The sequence below is a fragment of the Mycolicibacterium moriokaense genome (assembly GCF_010726085.1).
Taxonomy (GTDB): Bacteria; Actinomycetota; Actinomycetes; order Mycobacteriales; family Mycobacteriaceae; genus Mycobacterium; species Mycobacterium moriokaense.
Genome location: NZ_AP022560.1, coordinates 1,235,284 through 1,252,102 on the forward strand (window position 1 = coordinate 1,235,284; position 16,819 = coordinate 1,252,102).

The following is a 16,819-nucleotide window of genomic DNA, read 5'->3' on the forward strand; positions in this document are numbered from 1 at the left end:
ACGCGCCGCGTCGTTACATCCGCGGTTCCCGCTCGCAGATGACGAGCGGGATCTTGCGTTCGGTCAGCGCCGGGCAGCTAGGCCGCGGTGACGAACGGGCGAATCCCCGCGCGAATGTGGTGGATCAGGCCGTCGGAGGCGGGGATGTGGAACGTCTCATCGATATGCGCACCGACCTTGCGACCCAGCAGCGACGGTTTGGTCACAAGGTCGAACTTCGCGTGGACGGTTTCGCCGTCGACGGTGAACTCAGGCACCGTCGTCGCCTCGATGACCCGATACTGCAACCCGCCATTCAGGCTGCGGCGCAGGTGGTTTCCGGAGAACCCGGTTTTCAGCCCGACCTCGATGCGGGTGCACCCGGGCGCGAACGGAACCTTGTCCGCGTTGTGGGACACCAGCGCGTCGATGTAGGCCTGCGCGGCGGCGATGCGCTCGGCATCAGAGACCGGGGACGCCGGCATCAGATCCGCTCGATGATCGTTCCGGTGGACAGCGCGCCGCCGGCGCACATGGTGATCAGCGCGGTCGTTTGATCGGTCCGCTCGAGTTCGTGCAGCGCGGTGGTGATCAGCCGGCTGCCGGTGCTGCCGACGGGGTGCCCGAGCGCGATCGCGCCACCGTTGACGTTCACCTTGTCCATGTCCGGGTTGTGCACCCGTGCCCACGACAACACGACCGACGCGAAGGCCTCGTTGATCTCGGTGATGTCGATGTCGCCCATCTTCATCCCGGCCTTCTCGAGCACCCTCGCGGTGGACTGCACCGGGCCGTCGAGGTGGTAGTACGGCTCGGCGCCGACGAGCGCCTGGCTGACGATCCGTGCCCGCGGCTTGAACCCGAGCGCCTTCGCCTTGTCCTCGTCCATCCACAGCACCGCGGCGGCGCCGTCGGAGATCTGCGACGACGTGCCCGCGGTGTGGATACCGCCCTCGATCACCGGCTTCAGCGCGGCCAGGCCCTCCAGCGTGGTTTCGCGCAGGCCCTGGTCGCGGGTCACGACGTGCCGCTCGCTGGTCGGTTGCTTGTTCTCGTCGAGCACCGGGGCCTCGATTCCGCTGATCTCGCGGTCGAACCGGCCCTCCTCCCAGGCCTGCTGGGCTTTGCGCTGGGAGTCGAAGCCGAACTGGTCGATCTCCTCGCGCGTGATACCGCGGCGCTGCGCGATGCGCTCGGCGGCGGTGAACTGATCGGGCAGGTCGATGTCCCACGACTCGGGCCGCAGGATCCCGCGGTCAGGGCCGGCGTTGGCGCCGAGTCCGACGCGGCTCATCGCCTCGATGCCGCACGCGATGCCGATGTCGATGGCGCCCGCGGCGATCAGGCCGGCGATCAGGCCGTTCGCCTGCTGGCTGCTGCCGCACTGGCAATCCACCGTCGTCGCGCCCACGTGCTCCGGCAGTCCGGCGACCAACCAGCTGACCCGGGTGATGTTGTTGGACTGCTCGCCGAACTGCGTGACGCAGCCGCCGATGACCTGCTCCACCTCGCCGGCATCGATGCCGGCTTTCTCGACCAACGCCTTCTGCGTCGCGCCCAGGAGCTCGGTTGCATGAAGGCCGGACAGCCACCCCCCGCGCTTACCGATGGGGCTGCGGGTGGCTTCAACGATGACAGGGTTACCCATTCCGTCAGGCTAGAACACGTTTCATTACTCTGACAAGCGACGATGGTGACCTGCCTTTTATCTGCGGAGAAGGCATGTTTTACTGGCACTAGAACACGTTGCAATTAACGGTTTCAAGGAGCGCACCGTACATGGCACCCCTCAATATTCCCGCAGATTTCGATTTCCTCGACCCGGACGTCAACCTAGCCGGACTGCCCGTCAAGGAGCTCGCCGAGCTGCGCAAGGCAGAGCCCGTCCACTGGGTCGACGTTCCCGGCATCACCGGTGGCTTCGAGGACAAGGGCTACTGGCTTGTCACCCGCCACGCCGACGTCAAGGAGGTGTCGCGTCGCAGTGACGTCTTCTCCAGCTGGCAGAACGGAGCGATCCCGGTCTGGCCCAAGGAGATGAAGCGCGAGCAGGTGGAGCTGCAGCGCAGCGTCATGCTCAACATGGACGCGCCGCACCACACCCGGCTGCGCAAGATCATCTCCCGCGGTTTCACTCCGCGCGCCATCGGCAGGCTGGAGGCCGAGCTCGCGCAGCGCGCCCAGAACATCGTCAAGACCGCAGCGGCGGAGGGCTCCGGCGATTTCGTCGAACAGGTCTCGTGCGAACTGCCGTTGCAGGCCATCGCCGGGTTGCTCGGGGTGCCCCAGGATGACCGCGACAAGCTGTTCCGCTGGTCCAACGAGATGACCGGCGGCGAGGACCCCGAGTTCGCCGACGTCGATCCGGCGCAGTCGTCGATGGACCTGATCATGTACGCGATGTCCATGGCCGAAGAGCGGGGCAAGAACCCGACCGACGACATCGTCACGACGCTGATCCAGGCCGACATCGACGGTGAGAAGCTCTCCGACGACGAGTTCGGCTTCTTCGTGGTCATGCTCGCCGTGGCGGGCAACGAGACCACCCGGAATTCGATCACTCACGGCATGATCGCGTTCTCGCAGAACCCCGACCAGTGGGAGCTGTTCAAGAAGGAGCGGCCCTCGACCGCGGCCGATGAGATCATCCGTTGGGCCACACCGGTTTCGGCCTTCCAGCGGACCGCGCTCGAGGACGTCGAGCTGGGCGGCGTGACGATCAAGAAGGGTGAGCGTGTCGTGATGTCGTATCGGTCAGCGAATTTCGACGAAGAAGTCTTCGAGGATCCGCATCGGTTCAACATCCTGCGCGATCCGAATCCGCACGTCGGGTTCGGTGGCACCGGTGCCCATTACTGCATCGGCGCGAACCTGGCCAGGATGACGATCAACCTCATCTTCAACGCGGTCGCCGACCATATGCCCGACATCAAGCCGATCGGTGAGCCTGAGCGGCTGCGGTCTGGTTGGCTCAACGGCATCAAGCATTGGCAGGTTGACTACACCGGGAAGAGCGCGCTGGCCGCGAAGTAGTTTCAACCTGTATCGGCTGTATCGGATCGAGGAGGATTCGGTGGACTTCAGTCCTGACGAAGGGCAGCAGGCTGTCGCCGATGTGGTGACGTCGGCGCTGGGACGGGAGAACAGTTGGGAGGCACTGGTCGGCGGCGGGATCGTCGCATTCGGCGTGCCCGAACGGCTCGGCGGCGACGGCCTCGGGTTGGCCGAGGTGAGCACCGCGCTCACCGAGATCGGTCGGCACGGCACCGTCAGTCCCGCGTTGGCGACGCTGGGCTTCGGCCTGTTGCCGTTGCTCGACCTGGCGTCTGACGAGCAGCAGGACCGCTACCTCGCAGGCGTGGCGAAGGGGTCGGTGCTGACCGCGGCGTTCAACGAGCCGGGTGCACCGCTTCCCGATCGGCCCAGGACTTCTCTGGTCGACGGCAAGCTCAACGGGACCAAGATCGCCGTTCCCTATGCGGAGCAAGCTGATTGGATCGTCGTGACGGCGGACAACGCCGTCGCCGTGATCTCGCCCAAGGCCGCCGGCGTGCAGCTCACCAAGACCCCGACCTCCAACCATTCGGATGAGTACACGGTGACGTTCACCGATGCCGCGGTCGACGGTGTGCTCGACGGCGCTGCGCCGCATCGTGTCAACCAGCTGGCGCTGGCCGCGATCGGCGCCTTCGCCGCCGGGCTGGTCGCGGGTGCGCTGCGCCTGACGGCGAACTATGTCGCCAACCGCGAACAGTTCGGCAAACCGCTTTCGACGTTCCAGACGGTCGCCGCGCAGCTCGCCGAGGTCTATATCGCTTCTCGCACACTGACACTGGTGGCGACGTCGGTGTCGTGGCGACTGTCGCAGGGGCTGGACGCCGACGACGATCTCGCCGTGCTCGGCTACTGGTTGGCCTCGCAGGCGCCGCCGGTGATGCAGCTATGCCACCACTTGCACGGCGGGATGGGGATGGACATCGACTATCCGATGGACCGGTACTACTCGAGCATCAAGGATCTGACCCGGCTGCTGGGCGGGCCGTCGCACCGTCTCGATCTGGTGGGAGCGTAAATGTACATCGAACTGACTCCCGAGCAGCGGCAGCTGCAAGCCGAACTGCGAGAATACTTTTCGAACCTCATCTCCCCCGAAGAGGCCAAGGAGATGGAGAAGGACCGCCACGGCAAGGCCTACCGCGCGGTGATCAAGCGCATGGGTTCGGACGGCAAGCTGGGCGTCGGTTGGCCAAAGGAGTTCGGCGGGTTGGGGTTCGGCCCCATCGAGCAGTCGATCTTCGTCAACGAGGCGCACCGCGCCGACGTACCGCTGCCGGCTGTCACGCTGCAGACCGTCGGGCCGACCCTGCAGGTGTTCGGAACCGAACTGCAGAAGAAGAAGTTCCTGCCTGCCATCCTGGCGGGTGAGGTGCACTTCGCGATCGGCTACACCGAACCGGAAGCGGGAACCGACCTCGCGTCGCTGCGCACCACCGCGGTGCGTCAGGGTGACGAGTACATCGTCAACGGCCAGAAGGTGTTCACCACCGGAGGCCATGACGCCGACTACATCTGGCTGGCGTGCCGTACCGATCCGGAAGCCGCCAAGCACAAGGGTATTTCGATTCTGATCGTCGACACCAAGGATCCCGGTTACTCGTGGACGCCGATGATTCTGTCCGACGGCGCACACCATACGAACGCGACGTACTACAACGACGTCCGCGTCCCCGCCGACATGCTGGTCGGTGAGGAGAACGGGGGCTGGCGGCTGATCACCACCCAGCTCAACAACGAGCGTGTGATGCTGGGGCCGGCAGGACGTTTCGCGTCGCTGTACGACCGGGTCCACGCGTGGGCGTCGAAGCCCGGCAGCAACGGCGACACCCCGGTGGACCATGACGACGTGAAGCGTTCGCTCGGTGAGCTCAAGGCGTTGTGGCGGATCAACGAACTGCTGAACTGGCAGGTCGCCGCGTCGGGCGAGACCATCGACGTCGCGGACGCCGCGGCGACGAAGGTGTTCGGCACCGAGAAGATCCAGTACGCCGGACGGCTGGCCGAGTCGATCGTGGGCAAGTACGGCAACCCGGCCGACGAAGACACCGCCGAACTGCTCGAGTGGTTGGATTCGCAGACCAAGCGCAATCTGGTGATCACGTTCGGTGGAGGTGTGAACGAGGTGATGCGAGAGATGATCGCGGCGTCAGGTCTCAAGGTTCCGAGGGTTCCTCGGTGAGTGGAGGACTGTGATGAGCGCGATCGAGGACATCCAGAAGGCCGCCGAACGGGTCAAGGCCGAGGGCAAGAGCAAGCCGCGGGTCGGCCGGCACCCGGTCAACCAGCCGATGATCGACCATTGGCTCGATGCGATGGGGGACCGCAACCCCATCTATGTGGACGAGGAGGCCGCCAAGGCGGCGGGCCATCCCGGCATCGTCGCTCCGCCCGCGATGATCCAGGTGTGGACCATGATGGGCCTCGGCGGCAACCGGCCCGACGACGATCCGCTTGGCAAGATCATCGGATTGTTCGACGAGGCAGGCTATATCGGCGTCGTCGCCACCAACTGTGAGCAGACCTACCACCGCTACCTGCGTCCCGGCGAGGAGGTCAGCGTCTCCGCAGAGCTGACCGACGTCGTCGGCCCCAAGCGAACCGCGCTCGGCGAAGGCTTCTTCATCACGCAGAAGATCTCTTGGCAGGTCGGCGACGAGGACGTCGCCGAGATGATGTGGCGCATCATGAAATTCCGGCCCGCCGAGGCCGATAAGGCGGCTGCGTCGCAGGTGCCGCCGGACCTGGACGCGAATTCGATGATGCGGCCGGCGTCGTCGCGCGACACGAAGTTCTTCTGGGACGGCGTGAACGCGCACGAGCTGCGAATCCAGAAGAAGCCCGACGGCACCCTGGTGCATCCGCCGGTGCCTGCCCTCTGGCAGGACAAGGAGGCGCCGATCGACTACGTCGTCGCCTCCGGCAAGGGCACCGTGTTCAGCTTCGTGGTACACCACGCCCCGAAGGTGCCCGGCCGCACACTGCCGTTCGTCATCGCACTGGTCGAACTCGAGGAGGGAGTCCGGATGCTCGGTGAGCTCCGCAACATCGACCCCGCCAAGGTAAAGATCGGATTGCCCGTCCGCGCAACGTATATCGACTTTCCCGAAGGTGATTCAGGTCCGGCCTGGACCCTCTACGCATGGGAGCCGGCCCAGTGAGCGCGCCGACCGTGGAAGTGGGCACCAAGCTGCCCGAGCTGTCGCTGTACGGCGACCCGACGTTCATCGTGTCGACGGCGATCGCCACGCGCGACTATCAGGACGTCCACCACGACCGGGACAAGGCGCAGGCCAAGGGATCCAAGGACATCTTCGTCAACATCCTCACCGACACCGGTCTCGTACAGCGCTACATCACCGACTGGGCCGGCCCGACGGCGATCATCAAGTCGATCGGGCTGCGGTTGGGGGTGCCCTGGTACGCCTACGACACCGTGACTTTCCGAGGTGAGGTGACGGCGGTCGAAGACGGCGTGATCTCGCTGAAAGTGACTGGCAGCAACAGCCTTGGCGACCACGTGATCGCCACCGCGACCCTGACGATCGGAGATGCATGAGCGGTCTGTCCGGTAAGGCGGCGATCGTGGGGATCGGCGCCACCGACTTCTCGAAGAACTCCGGCCGGAGTGAACTGCGGCTGGCGTCTGAAGCCGTGCTGGATGCGCTCGACGATGCGGGCCTGACGCCTGCCGACGTGGACGGCATGGTCACGTTCACCATGGACTCCAACACCGAGGTGGCGATCGCGCGCGCCACCGGTATCGGAGAGCTGACGTTCTTCTCCAAGATCCACCACGGTGGCGGCGCGGCCTGCGCGACGGTTCAGCAGGCGGCGATCGCGGTCGCCACGGGTGTCGCGGATTGCGTTGTGGCATACCGGGCATTCAACGAGCGCTCGGGGATGCGTTTCGGCCAGGTGCAGATGCGGTTGGTGGAGAACGCGGACTCGACGGGCGTGGACAACTCGTTCTCGTATCCGCACGGCCTGTCGACGCCCGCCGCGCAGGTGGCGATGATCGCCCAGCGGTATATGCACTACTCCGGTGCGACGAGCCGGGACTTCGGTGTCGTGTCCGTGGCCGACCGCAAGCACGCGGCCAAGAACCCGAAGGCGTACTTCTACGAGAAGCCGATCACCATCGAGGATCACCAGAACTCGCGGTGGATCGCCGAGCCGCTGCGGTTGCTCGACTGCTGCCAGGAGACCGATGGTGGTGTGGCGCTGGTGATCACGTCGGTCGAGCGCGCCAAGGATCTCAAGCACCGGCCCGCCGTCATCGAGGCGGCGTCACAGGGCTCCAGCCCCAACCAGTACTCGATGACCAGCTACTACCGGCCCGAGCTCGGCCTGCCGGAGATGGGCCTGGTGGGCAGGCAGCTGTGGGAGCAGTCCGGTCTGACACCGGCCGACATCCAGACCGCGATCCTGTACGACCACTTCACCCCGTTCACCCTGATTCAGTTGGAGGAGTTGGGATTCTGCGGCCGCGGCGAGGCCAAGGAGTTCATCGCCGACGGCGCCATCGAGGTCGGCGGCAGGCTGCCGATCAACACCCACGGTGGTCAGCTGGGCGAGGCGTACATCCACGGCATGAACGGCATCGCGGAGGGCGTCCGACAGCTGCGGGGCACGTCGGTCAACCCGGTGCCCGACGTCGAGCACGTGCTCGTCACGGCCGGGACCGGGGTGCCCACCTCAGGCCTCATCCTGGGCTGAGCGCGGCGGTCAGGCCGGAATGAGCTCAACACCGGCCAGGGCGACAGCGTTGTCACGCTCGGGTGCGGTGACGACGGCAGCGAAGCCTTCGCCCTCCTTCCAGATGCTGGCCTTCAGCGTCTCGCCGGGGAACACGACGCCTGCGAACCTAGCTCCGTAGCTGGCGACACGAGCCGTATCGCCGTCGAGCAGGGTGTCCACGATCGTCTTGCACGTCATGCCATAGGTGCACAGCCCGTGCAGGATCGGCTGCGGAAAGCCGGCCGCGGCCGCGAAGTCAGGATCCGAGTGCAGCGGGTTGCGGTCGCCGCACATGCGGTACAGCAACGCCTGCTGCGGCGACACCGCGATCGCCACCTCGAAATCCGGTGCGCGCTGGGGCGGTTCGGATGACGTCGACGGGCCGCGTTCACCACCGAAGCCACCCTCGCCACGCGCGAAGATCGACCGCCTCTGCTTCCACAGCAGGGTACCGTCGGGCGCGGAAACCGTTGTCTCCGACCAGATCACCGCGGCCTTGCCCTTGTCCCAGATATCCGTGAAACGGGTGACCGCGATGCCGGTGCCCGCCGGAGGGATCGGACCGGGCACGGACACCGCCTCGCTGGCGTGCAGCACCTTCGACAGTTCGATGTCGATACCCGGGAACCGGACAGCCGGTGGCTTCGTGTCGTGGAACGTCGCCGCGACGTTGCCGAACGTCGGCAGCACCTGCGGAGTGTCGTCGGTCAGATAGCGCAGCTCGCGCTTGTCCATCGGGTCGGCACCCGCGCCGAGGCCGAGGTGGTAGAGCTGGATGTCGCTGCTGCTCCAAGAGAATTCCTTGGGCGGCAGTTCGGCGCCGAGCGCCTCGTCGAGATTGATGGGCATCAGTTCTTCCCCGCTATGTGCAGTGCTGCCAGGTATCCGAAGGTCATCGCCGGGCCGATCGTTCCACCAGGACCGGGATAGGTGTGGCCCATCACCGGTGCGCTGACATTACCCGCCGCGTATAGACCCTCGATGATCGAGCCGTCGTCACGCTGCGCGCGTCCGTGGACGTCGGTGCGCACGCCACCCTTGGTGCCCAGATCGCCTGGCACCATCTTCGCTGCGTAATACGGGGGCTGGTTGATCTCGCCGAGGTTGGGGTTCGGCTTGTTCGTCGGGTCGCCGTAGTAGCGGTCGTAGGCACTCTCGCCGCGCTTGAAGTCCTCGTCGACACCGGATCGCGCGAACCCGTTGAAGCGTTCGACGGTCGCGGTCAACGTATCCACCGGAACACCCGTCTTCTCCGCCAGTTCCGCGATCGTGGCGGCCTTCACGATGACGCCGGACTCGAGCCACTTCGTCGGAATCCGTTGTCCGGGCTGCAAACCCGCAAAGATATAGCGATCGCGGTACCGCTGGTCGAAGATCAACCACGCCGGGATGTTCTCGCCCGGCCCAGGACCCTGGCCGTACTGCCCGCCGTACATGTGGTGACAGGCCTCGACGTAGGGCATCGACTCGTTCATGAAACGCTTGCCGGACATGTTGACGATGATCGACCCGGGGGAGTTGCGTTCGGAGAGCGCGAACCACGGAGCGCCGACCAGAGGAACGGTCGGACCCCACCAGGCATCCTCCATGATCTCCAGTGCAGCGCCGAGCTTTTCGGCCGCGATGATGCCGTCGCCGGTGTTGGCCTTGGCGCCCACCGTCCACTCGGTGGTGATGGGTGCGCGCTGGTACTTCACCCGCATCTGCTCGTTGTGCTCGAAGCCGCCGCAGCCCAGGATCACGCCGCGGCGGGCGCGGATCAGTTGGGGTTCAGAGCTTTCCGGTGCATTGGTATCGCGGACATAGATGCCGCACACCCTGCCGTCCTCGACGTACAGGTCGGTCAGCGCGGTGTTGAGCCGCACTGGGACGCCCGCCTTCTGCAACCCGATGCGCAGGGGTGCGATCAGTGCGCGTCCCATGCCGACGAGGTTCTTGCGGGTCGCATTGGCCCATACCGAACGGATGCCGACCTTCACGCTGCGCAGCACGCCGCGAGGGTGGCGCTTGAGCTGATTCAGGCGGACGTAGTCCTGCTGCATGACGACCATGTTCAACGGCACCTTGCCGTACGGCGGCTCGAGGCCCTTCTCGTCGGGCCCCAGCTTGCGCGCGTTGAACGGCTTCGGCTCGATCGAACGGCCACCGGGCCTACCGCCGGGTGTCTCGGGGTAGTAGTCGGAGTATCCGGGCACCCAGCACATCTTCAGTGGCGAGTTCTTCAGCACGAACGAGAGCATCTCGGGGCCGCGTTCGAGGTAGGTGTCGATCTTCTCGGCAGGCACCACATCACCGATGATCGCGTGCAGGTACTTGCGCGCGGCATCGGGTGAATCGGTGACGCCGTCACGCTTGAGTACTTCGTTATTCGGGATCCACACGCCGCCGCCGGACCGCGCAGTCGATCCACCGTAGTGCGGCGCCTTCTCGATGACGATCGTCGATAACCCCTGGTGAGCCGCCGTCAGAGCGGCAACCATCCCGGCTGCTCCGCTTCCAACGACGACGACGTCGTACTCCTCATCCCTCATAACTAGAACACGTTATAGAATTGTCCTGTCCGGGCGCCACTGACCCCGCATTTCGGTCAGCGGAACGCTTAGTTCACCGAGGCCCGAACCGCACTACTATTTCGTTAACCGGGCTTTATCCGCCCTGGTAGCAGAGGGAGAGACCCGAAATGTTGAGCGTCGAGACGCGCGAGAAACTGGCCGCTGACCTGGCCGAGGCCGAGCGCAGCCGGGTTCCGATCTCCCCGCTGACCGACGCGCATCCGGACATCGATGTCGTCGACGCCTACGAGATCCAACTGATCAACATCCGGCAACGGGTGGCCGAGGGCGCCCGAGTGATCGGGCACAAGGTCGGCCTCTCGTCGGAGGCCATGCAGAAGATGATGAACGTCGACGAGCCGGACTACGGGCATCTGCTCGACGAGATGGCCGTCTTCGAGAACGCGCCGGTCCAGACCGACAACTACCTTTACCCCCGCGTGGAGGTCGAGGTCGGCTTCATCCTGGCCGACGACCTGCCCGGCGCCGGGTGCACGGAGGACGATGTGCTGGCGGCGACGGCGGCGTTCGCCCCGGCGATCGAGTTGATCGACACCCGCATCAAGGAGTGGAAGATCTCGATCTGCGACACCATCGCCGACAACGCGTCGTCGGCGGGCTGGGTGCTCGGCGAGGCGCGGGTGTCACCCAAGGACGTCGACATCCGCAACATCGGCGCCGTGCTCACCCGCAATGGCGAAGTGGTCGCGAAGGGCCGCAGCGATGCGGTGTTGGGAAACCCGGTCACGGCGGTGGCATGGCTGGCCCGCAAGGTGGATGGCTTCGGCGTCCGGCTGAAGGCCGGCGACATCGTGTTGCCCGGATCGTGCACCAAAGCCTTCGACGCCAACCCCGGCGATGACTTCATCGCCGACTTCGAGGGATTGGGCGCAGTCCACCTGAGTTTCGAGTAACGAGGAGCACACACCATGCCGCACAAGGCATCAGTCGCGATCGTCGGATCGGGAAACATCAGCACCGACCTGCTCTACAAGCTGCTGCGCTCGGAGTGGCTTGAGCCTCGGTGGATGATCGGTATCGACCCCGAGAGCGAAGGCCTGGCGCGGGCACGCAAGCTCGGTCTGGAGACCTCACACGAAGGGGTCGACTGGCTGCTTGCGCAGAGCGAGAAACCCGACATGGTCTTCGAGGCGACCAGTGCCTACGTGCATCGTGATGCCGCGCCGCGCTACGCCGAGGCGGGTATTCGTGCGATCGACCTCACCCCGGCTGCCGTCGGGCCCGGCGTGATTCCGCCAGCCAACCTGCGGGCGCATCTGGACGCGCCGAACGTCAACATGGTGACCTGCGGCGGTCAGGCCACCATCCCGATCGTCTACGCGGTTTCACGTGCGGTGGAGGTGCCGTACGCCGAGATCGTCGCGTCGGTGTCGTCGGCGTCTGCCGGACCGGGTACCCGCGCGAACATCGACGAGTTCACCAAGACCACTAGTGCGGGTGTGGAGAACATCGGTGGGGCCAAGCGGGGCAAAGCGATCATCATTCTGAATCCGGCGGAGCCGCCGATGATCATGCGCGACACCATTTTCTGCGCGATCCCCGAGGATGCCGACCACGACGCGATCACGGCGTCGATCAAGGATGTGGTGGCTGAGGTGCAGACCTACGTGCCGGGCTACCGCCTGCTCAACGAGCCGCAGTTCGATGAGCCGTCGGTGGTCAACGGTGGCCAGCACGTCGTGACCACCTTCATCGAAGTGGAGGGTGCGGGCGACTATCTGCCGCCCTACGCTGGAAATCTGGACATCATGACCGCAGCGGCGGCCAAGGTCGGCGAGGAGATCGCAAAGGAATCACTCGCTGCGACAGCAGGAGGCCAGGCATGAGTGGCACCGATGGCATCTATTTCAATCCGATCTGGGACGTCCGGATGACGGACACGTCGCTACGCGACGGCAGTCACCACAAACGGCACCAGTTCACCAAGGAGGAAGTGCACGCGATCGTCGCGGCGCTCGACGCCGCTGGTGTGCCGGTCATCGAGGTGACCCACGGTGACGGTCTTGGCGGCTCGAGTTTCAACTACGGCTTTTCCAAAACGCCCGAACAGGAACTGATCAAGCTCGCGGCCGAAACGGCCAAGGAATCCAAGATCGCCTTCCTGATGCTGCCCGGCGTTGGCACCAAGGAGGACATCAAGGAGGCGCAGAACAACGGCGGCGTGATCTGCCGGATCGCGACGCACTGCACCGAGGCCGACGTGTCGATCCAGCACTTCGGGTTGGCTCGCGAACTCGGCTTGGAGACGGTGGGCTTCCTGATGATGAGCCACACGATTCCGCCGGAGGCGCTGGCGAAACAGGCGCGGATCATGGCCGACGCCGGCTGCCAGTGCGTGTACGTCGTCGACTCCGCGGGTGCGCTGGTGCTCGAGGGGGTGCGGGACCGTGTCGCCGCGCTGGTCGCCGAGCTGGGCGACGACGCGCAGGTCGGCTTCCACGGCCACGAGAACCTCGGGCTGGGCGTGGCCAACTCGATTGAGGCTGTGCGGGCGGGCGCCAAGCAGATCGACGGGTCGTGCCGCCGCTTCGGCGCGGGTGCGGGCAATGCGCCGGTTGAGGCGCTGATCGGGGTGTTCGACAAGATCGGCGTGAAGACCGGTATCGACTTCTTCGACATCGCCGACGCCGCGGAAGAGGTGGTGGCGCCCGCGATGCCTGCCGAGTGCCTGCTCGACCGCAACGCACTGATCATGGGCTACTCCGGGGTGTACTCCAGCTTCCTCAAGCACGCCATCCGCCAGTCGGAGCGCTACGGCGTGCCTGCGCACAAGCTGTTGCACCGCGCCGGGCAGCGCAAGCTGATCGGCGGCCAGGAGGATCAGCTCATCGACATCGCGCTCGAGATCAAGCGCGAACAAGAAGCGGCAGCCGCCAAATAGCTTGGCGAATAGACGCGAAAACCCCTGAAATTGTGGATATTTGGGGGTTTTCGCGACTGCTCGCGCTGATGGCGGCATAGGGGCTATGACAACTCGCGACGACGCACAGGCCCTGCTCGAAAAGCTGGCGGGCCCGACGGCCAGACTGCGCGACGACCAGTGGACGGCCATCGAGGCGCTGGTTGTCGCGCGTCGACGGGCCCTCGTCGTACAGCGCACCGGCTGGGGCAAGTCGGCGGTGTACTTCATCGCCGCCAAGCTGCTGCGGGACGCAGGCCTCGGCCCGACGGTCATCGTTTCGCCGCTGCTGGCGCTGATGCGCAACCAGGTGGCCGCCGCGGATCGGGCGGGGGTGCACGCCGCCACCATCAACTCGAGCAACGTCGCCGACTGGGACGAGATCAATGCGCGTGTGCACCGTGGCGACCTCGACGTCCTGTTGGTCAGCCCAGAACGGTTGAACAATCCCGACTTTCGCGATCAGGTGCTGCCCGCGCTGGCGCACGACGCCGGTCTTGTCGTGGTCGACGAGGCGCACTGTGTATCCGACTGGGGTCACGACTTCCGGCCCGACTACCGGCGCATCCGCACCCTGATCGCCGAACTCGGTGCCGACGTCCCGGTCCTGGCGACCACGGCAACGGCCAATGACAGGGTCGTCGACGACGTCGCCGCGCAGTTGGGCGTCGGCGGGCAGGACACCTTGGTGCTGCGCGGCGGATTGGATCGCGAGTCGCTGCGCCTGTCGGTCGTCCACGCCGGAAACCCGGCGCAACGCGCGGCTTGGCTTGCGACGCATATCGATTCGCTGCCCGGCTCCGGGATCGTCTACACGCTCACCGTCGCACAGGCCCACGACGTCGCATCGCTGTTGCGTGAGCAGGGTCATGAGGTCGCCGCCTACACCGGTGCCACCGAGGCCGCGGAACGCGAACAACTCGAAGCGGATCTGTTGGCCAACAACGTCAAAGCTTTGGTGGCGACCTCGGCGCTCGGCATGGGCTTCGACAAGCCCGACCTCGGGTTCGTCGTGCATCTCGGCGCCCCGTCCTCACCGATCGCGTACTACCAGCAGGTCGGCCGTGCCGGGCGCTCAACCGAGAGCGCGGAGGTCATCCTGCTGCCCGGTCGCGAGGACCAGGATGTCTGGCGGTACTTCGCCTCGGTGGCGTTCCCAGCGGAGGCCATGGTGCGCAACGTGATTCGTGCGCTTGATCCCGAGCGGCCGCAATCCACACCCGCGCTGGAACCGCTCGTCGACCTGGGCCGATCCCGGTTGGAGATGGTGCTGAAGGTGCTCGACGTCGACGGTGTGGTGCGGCGGGTCAAGGGTGGCTGGGTCGGTACCGGCGCGGAATGGGAGTACGACGAGCCGCGCTACCGCAAACTCGACGAGGCGCGCAAGACCGAACAGCAGGCGATGCTCGACTACCAGGTCACGAGCGAGTGCCGGATGGCGTTTCTTCGGCGCCAACTCGACGATCCCGCGCTGCGGGACGGTGAGCGGTGCGGTCGGTGCGACAACTGCACGGGCATTCGGTTGGACGCCGAGGTTGATGCGAGCGCCGCCGAGTCCACCAGGCAACGGTTGATGCGTCCGGGAGTGGAGCTGGTTCCACGCAAGCAGTGGCCGTCCGGGTTGGCCAAACTGGGCGTCGAGCTCTCGGGCCGTATCACCGACGGCCCGGCGTCGGGACGAGCGATCGGCAGACTGACCGACTTGGGCTGGGGCGCGCGATTGCGCCGCCTGCTCGATGAGCCAGACGGCGACGTGTCCGAGGACCTGGTTGATGCTGCGGTGAAAGTGCTGGCGTCATGGGATTGGGCGGTTCGGCCGACGGCGGTGATGGCGCTGGACTCCGACCGTCATCCGCGCCTGATCTCGTCGCTGGCCCGCGAGCTGGCCCGACTCGGCAGGCTGACGGACCTCGACACCCTGCAGTACGCACCGACGCGGCGGCCGGTCACCGCGGCGAACTCGGCGTACCGTGTCGCCGCGCTGGATGGGGCATGGACTGCGCCGGATCGAGACATCGCGGGAGGTCCGGTGCTGCTCGTCGACGACCTGGTCGACAGCGGGTGGACGGTGACCATGGCGGCCAGGGTGGTCAGGGCCGCGGGAGCGCCGGAAGTGCTGCCGTTTGCGCTGGCCAGCACCAGCTGACCTGCGGTTTGTTTAGGCCCGCCCCCACATCGGTTACGCCTTTGGGGAGCGGCTGACAGGTCGCAGATTCAAGGAGTGATTCGATGAAGATGTCCGAGAAGACCGTGCGACGCGGCCTCTACGGCATGTTCGCCGGGGGTCTACTTGCCTTTGGTTCCGCCGCGATCATCATGCCGGTCGCGAACGCGGAGCCGACCGAAAACTGCAGCGTGAGTGCCATTGCCGATACGTCGCGCACCGTGTCTGAGTCAACGAGCACGTACCTCGAGCACAATGCCGATGCGAATGACGAGCTCACGAACATCATGAACTCGACGCAGTCCGACGTGACGCAGGCATTCCGCGTGTATTTCGCGGAGAACCCGCAGGTCGAAATGGAGTTGAGGGCGATCAATCAGCCCGCCATCGATCTGGCCAGCCAGTGTGGCGTCGAGGTGGCACCCACACCGATAACGGAAGCACTGACCGACCTCTAGGTCGCTCCACGCCGGCGCGGTGAGTGCTAGCTAGGGCAGTGCTTTATGGTTTCGCCCCGCCCAACTGTGCGGTCACGGCATCGGCTGTCGCCACCAGTGCATGGGCACGCTCGACGATCTCGTTGTCCGTCAACGCTTTCCCGATGTGCATCGAGGCCACCATCACCTGCCGCTGATAGTGGTCGAAGACCGGCGCCGAGATCACGCTGATGTCATGCCGCTTGCGTCCGGCAGCGCTGTTCTCGTCGCGCAGATACACGCGCTCGCCGATGTCGGAGACCAATTCCGATAGCAGTGCGCGCAATTCGTCGGGCAGGGTGCTCGACATCCCCGCCATCAACGAATAAAGCCGTCGCCCGCCGGGGGTCAGGCGCTCGACCAGATAGCCGTCGTCGCGGCACCTGGCGATTACGCGGTTGAGGCGGTCGGAGTGCGTGCGCAGCGGGATCGTCGGTTCCTTGGCCAGCCAGTTGCGTTCGGCTTCGTCGTCCCACAGCACGAACATCAGCCCGACGGGCGGCGCAAACGGATAGCTCTGGCCCACCTCGACACCGGGCCGCGCGCCGGCGGGTGCGACGAGATCGAGCAGCGTGATCCGGTCGTCGATGACGCCGGACAATGCCGCGGTGACCCCGAACCGCGCCGACAGCCGCCGTAGCTCCTCACGCGCCGCTGGGCTGACCCGCAGCGACTCCTGCGCCCGATGGCCCAGCGTGATCAGTGACGGGCCCAGGCGGTAGGTCTTGTCCGCGGCATCGCGCACCAGATAACCCGCGTCGGCGAGCGAGGTGAGGATGCCGAGACACGTCGGCTTGCTCAGCCCGACCCGACGGGCCAGGTCCGACACCCCGAAGCGGTCTTGGGGATGACCCGCGAGGTAGTCGAGTATCCGCACGACGCGATCGGTCGGCGGCGACGAACGGCCGGAGGGCCCAGGGGCGGACACGCCCGC

At 65.8% G+C, this 16,819-nt stretch carries 16 protein-coding genes; 11 read left to right on the top strand and 5 right to left on the bottom strand.

Annotation, left to right across the window (positions count from 1 at the left end; all coding sequences use genetic code 11):
* Positions 1-77 precede the first annotated feature (77 nt).
* Together G6N43_RS05965 and G6N43_RS05970 are read right to left on the bottom strand one after the other, a co-directional pair.
* Entirely contained in the window at positions 78-464 is a 387-nt protein-coding gene (locus tag G6N43_RS05965; protein WP_083156696.1) for a DUF8021 domain-containing protein, read from the bottom strand.
* Complete coding sequence (locus G6N43_RS05970; RefSeq protein WP_083156695.1) at positions 464-1,627, bottom strand: steroid 3-ketoacyl-CoA thiolase; 1,164 nt, start codon at positions 1,625-1,627, stop codon at positions 464-466. The genes G6N43_RS05965 and G6N43_RS05970 overlap by 1 nt, the downstream gene beginning before the upstream one ends.
* Before the next feature lie 131 nt (positions 1,628-1,758).
* On the opposite strand from G6N43_RS05970, the gene G6N43_RS05975 reads away from it, so the two are divergent.
* The 6 genes from G6N43_RS05975 to G6N43_RS06000 are packed head-to-tail and all read left to right on the top strand — an operon-like array spanning position 1,759 to position 7,752.
* Positions 1,759-3,012, top strand: a complete 1,254-nt coding sequence (locus tag G6N43_RS05975; protein ID WP_083156694.1) for a cytochrome P450 — start codon at positions 1,759-1,761, stop codon at positions 3,010-3,012.
* 40 nt (positions 3,013-3,052) lie between these two features.
* Positions 3,053-4,051 carry an acyl-CoA dehydrogenase family protein gene (locus G6N43_RS05980; RefSeq protein WP_083156693.1) on the top strand — a complete coding sequence of 333 codons (999 nt, stop codon included), beginning with the start codon at positions 3,053-3,055 and terminating at the stop codon, positions 4,049-4,051.
* Positions 4,052-5,215, top strand: coding sequence for an acyl-CoA dehydrogenase FadE29 (fadE29, locus tag G6N43_RS05985; RefSeq protein WP_083156692.1), 1,164 nt, complete (start codon positions 4,052-4,054; stop codon positions 5,213-5,215). It abuts the gene before it with no gap.
* A 13-nt stretch (positions 5,216-5,228) separates the two neighbouring features.
* A complete protein-coding gene (locus G6N43_RS05990) occupies positions 5,229-6,194 on the top strand; it encodes a bifunctional MaoC family dehydratase N-terminal/OB-fold nucleic acid binding domain-containing protein (RefSeq protein ID WP_083156691.1) in 966 nt (321 codons plus the stop codon).
* Positions 6,191-6,592, top strand: coding sequence for a MaoC family dehydratase (locus tag G6N43_RS05995; protein ID WP_083156690.1), 402 nt, complete (start codon positions 6,191-6,193; stop codon positions 6,590-6,592). The genes G6N43_RS05990 and G6N43_RS05995 overlap by 4 nt, the downstream gene beginning before the upstream one ends.
* Positions 6,589-7,752: a 17-hydroxy-3-oxo-4-pregnene-20-carboxyl-CoA lyase gene (locus G6N43_RS06000; RefSeq protein ID WP_083156689.1), complete on the top strand. Its 1,164-nt coding sequence runs from the start codon at positions 6,589-6,591 to the stop codon at positions 7,750-7,752. The genes G6N43_RS05995 and G6N43_RS06000 overlap by 4 nt, the downstream gene beginning before the upstream one ends.
* Positions 7,753-7,761: 9 nt before the next feature.
* Here the strand turns inward: G6N43_RS06000 and G6N43_RS06005 are convergent, their stop codons facing one another.
* Positions 7,762-8,622 (bottom strand): enoyl-CoA hydratase ChsH3, encoded by an 861-nt coding sequence (locus G6N43_RS06005; RefSeq protein WP_083156688.1) that lies wholly within the window; start codon positions 8,620-8,622, stop codon positions 7,762-7,764.
* Entirely contained in the window at positions 8,622-10,304 is a 1,683-nt protein-coding gene (gene kstD, locus G6N43_RS06010) for a 3-oxosteroid 1-dehydrogenase (RefSeq protein WP_083156687.1), read from the bottom strand. The genes G6N43_RS06005 and kstD overlap by 1 nt, the downstream gene beginning before the upstream one ends.
* A gap of 149 nt (positions 10,305-10,453) precedes the next feature.
* Here kstD and G6N43_RS06015 point away from each other — a divergent pair, with 149 nt between their 5' ends.
* The 5 genes from G6N43_RS06015 (at position 10,454) to G6N43_RS06035 (ending at position 15,867) form a co-directional block, all read left to right on the top strand.
* On the top strand, positions 10,454-11,239 hold the full coding sequence (locus G6N43_RS06015) for a 2-keto-4-pentenoate hydratase (RefSeq protein ID WP_083156686.1): 786 nt from the start codon (positions 10,454-10,456) through the stop codon (positions 11,237-11,239).
* 15 nt (positions 11,240-11,254) lie between these two features.
* Positions 11,255-12,172: an acetaldehyde dehydrogenase (acetylating) gene (locus G6N43_RS06020; RefSeq protein WP_083156685.1), complete on the top strand. Its 918-nt coding sequence runs from the start codon at positions 11,255-11,257 to the stop codon at positions 12,170-12,172.
* Complete coding sequence (dmpG, locus tag G6N43_RS06025) at positions 12,169-13,227, top strand: 4-hydroxy-2-oxovalerate aldolase (RefSeq protein WP_083156684.1); 1,059 nt, start codon at positions 12,169-12,171, stop codon at positions 13,225-13,227. The genes G6N43_RS06020 and dmpG overlap by 4 nt, the downstream gene beginning before the upstream one ends.
* 85 nt (positions 13,228-13,312) lie before the next feature.
* Complete coding sequence (locus G6N43_RS06030) at positions 13,313-15,391, top strand: RecQ family ATP-dependent DNA helicase (protein WP_083156683.1); 2,079 nt, start codon at positions 13,313-13,315, stop codon at positions 15,389-15,391.
* Between the two features lie 83 nt (positions 15,392-15,474).
* Entirely contained in the window at positions 15,475-15,867 is a 393-nt protein-coding gene (locus G6N43_RS06035) for a hemophore-related protein (protein ID WP_083156682.1), read from the top strand.
* Between the two features lie 43 nt (positions 15,868-15,910).
* On the opposite strand, the gene G6N43_RS06040 is transcribed toward G6N43_RS06035, so the two are convergent.
* Positions 15,911-16,813: an IclR family transcriptional regulator gene (locus tag G6N43_RS06040; RefSeq protein ID WP_083156681.1), complete on the bottom strand. Its 903-nt coding sequence runs from the start codon at positions 16,811-16,813 to the stop codon at positions 15,911-15,913.
* Positions 16,814-16,819 lie beyond the last annotated feature (6 nt).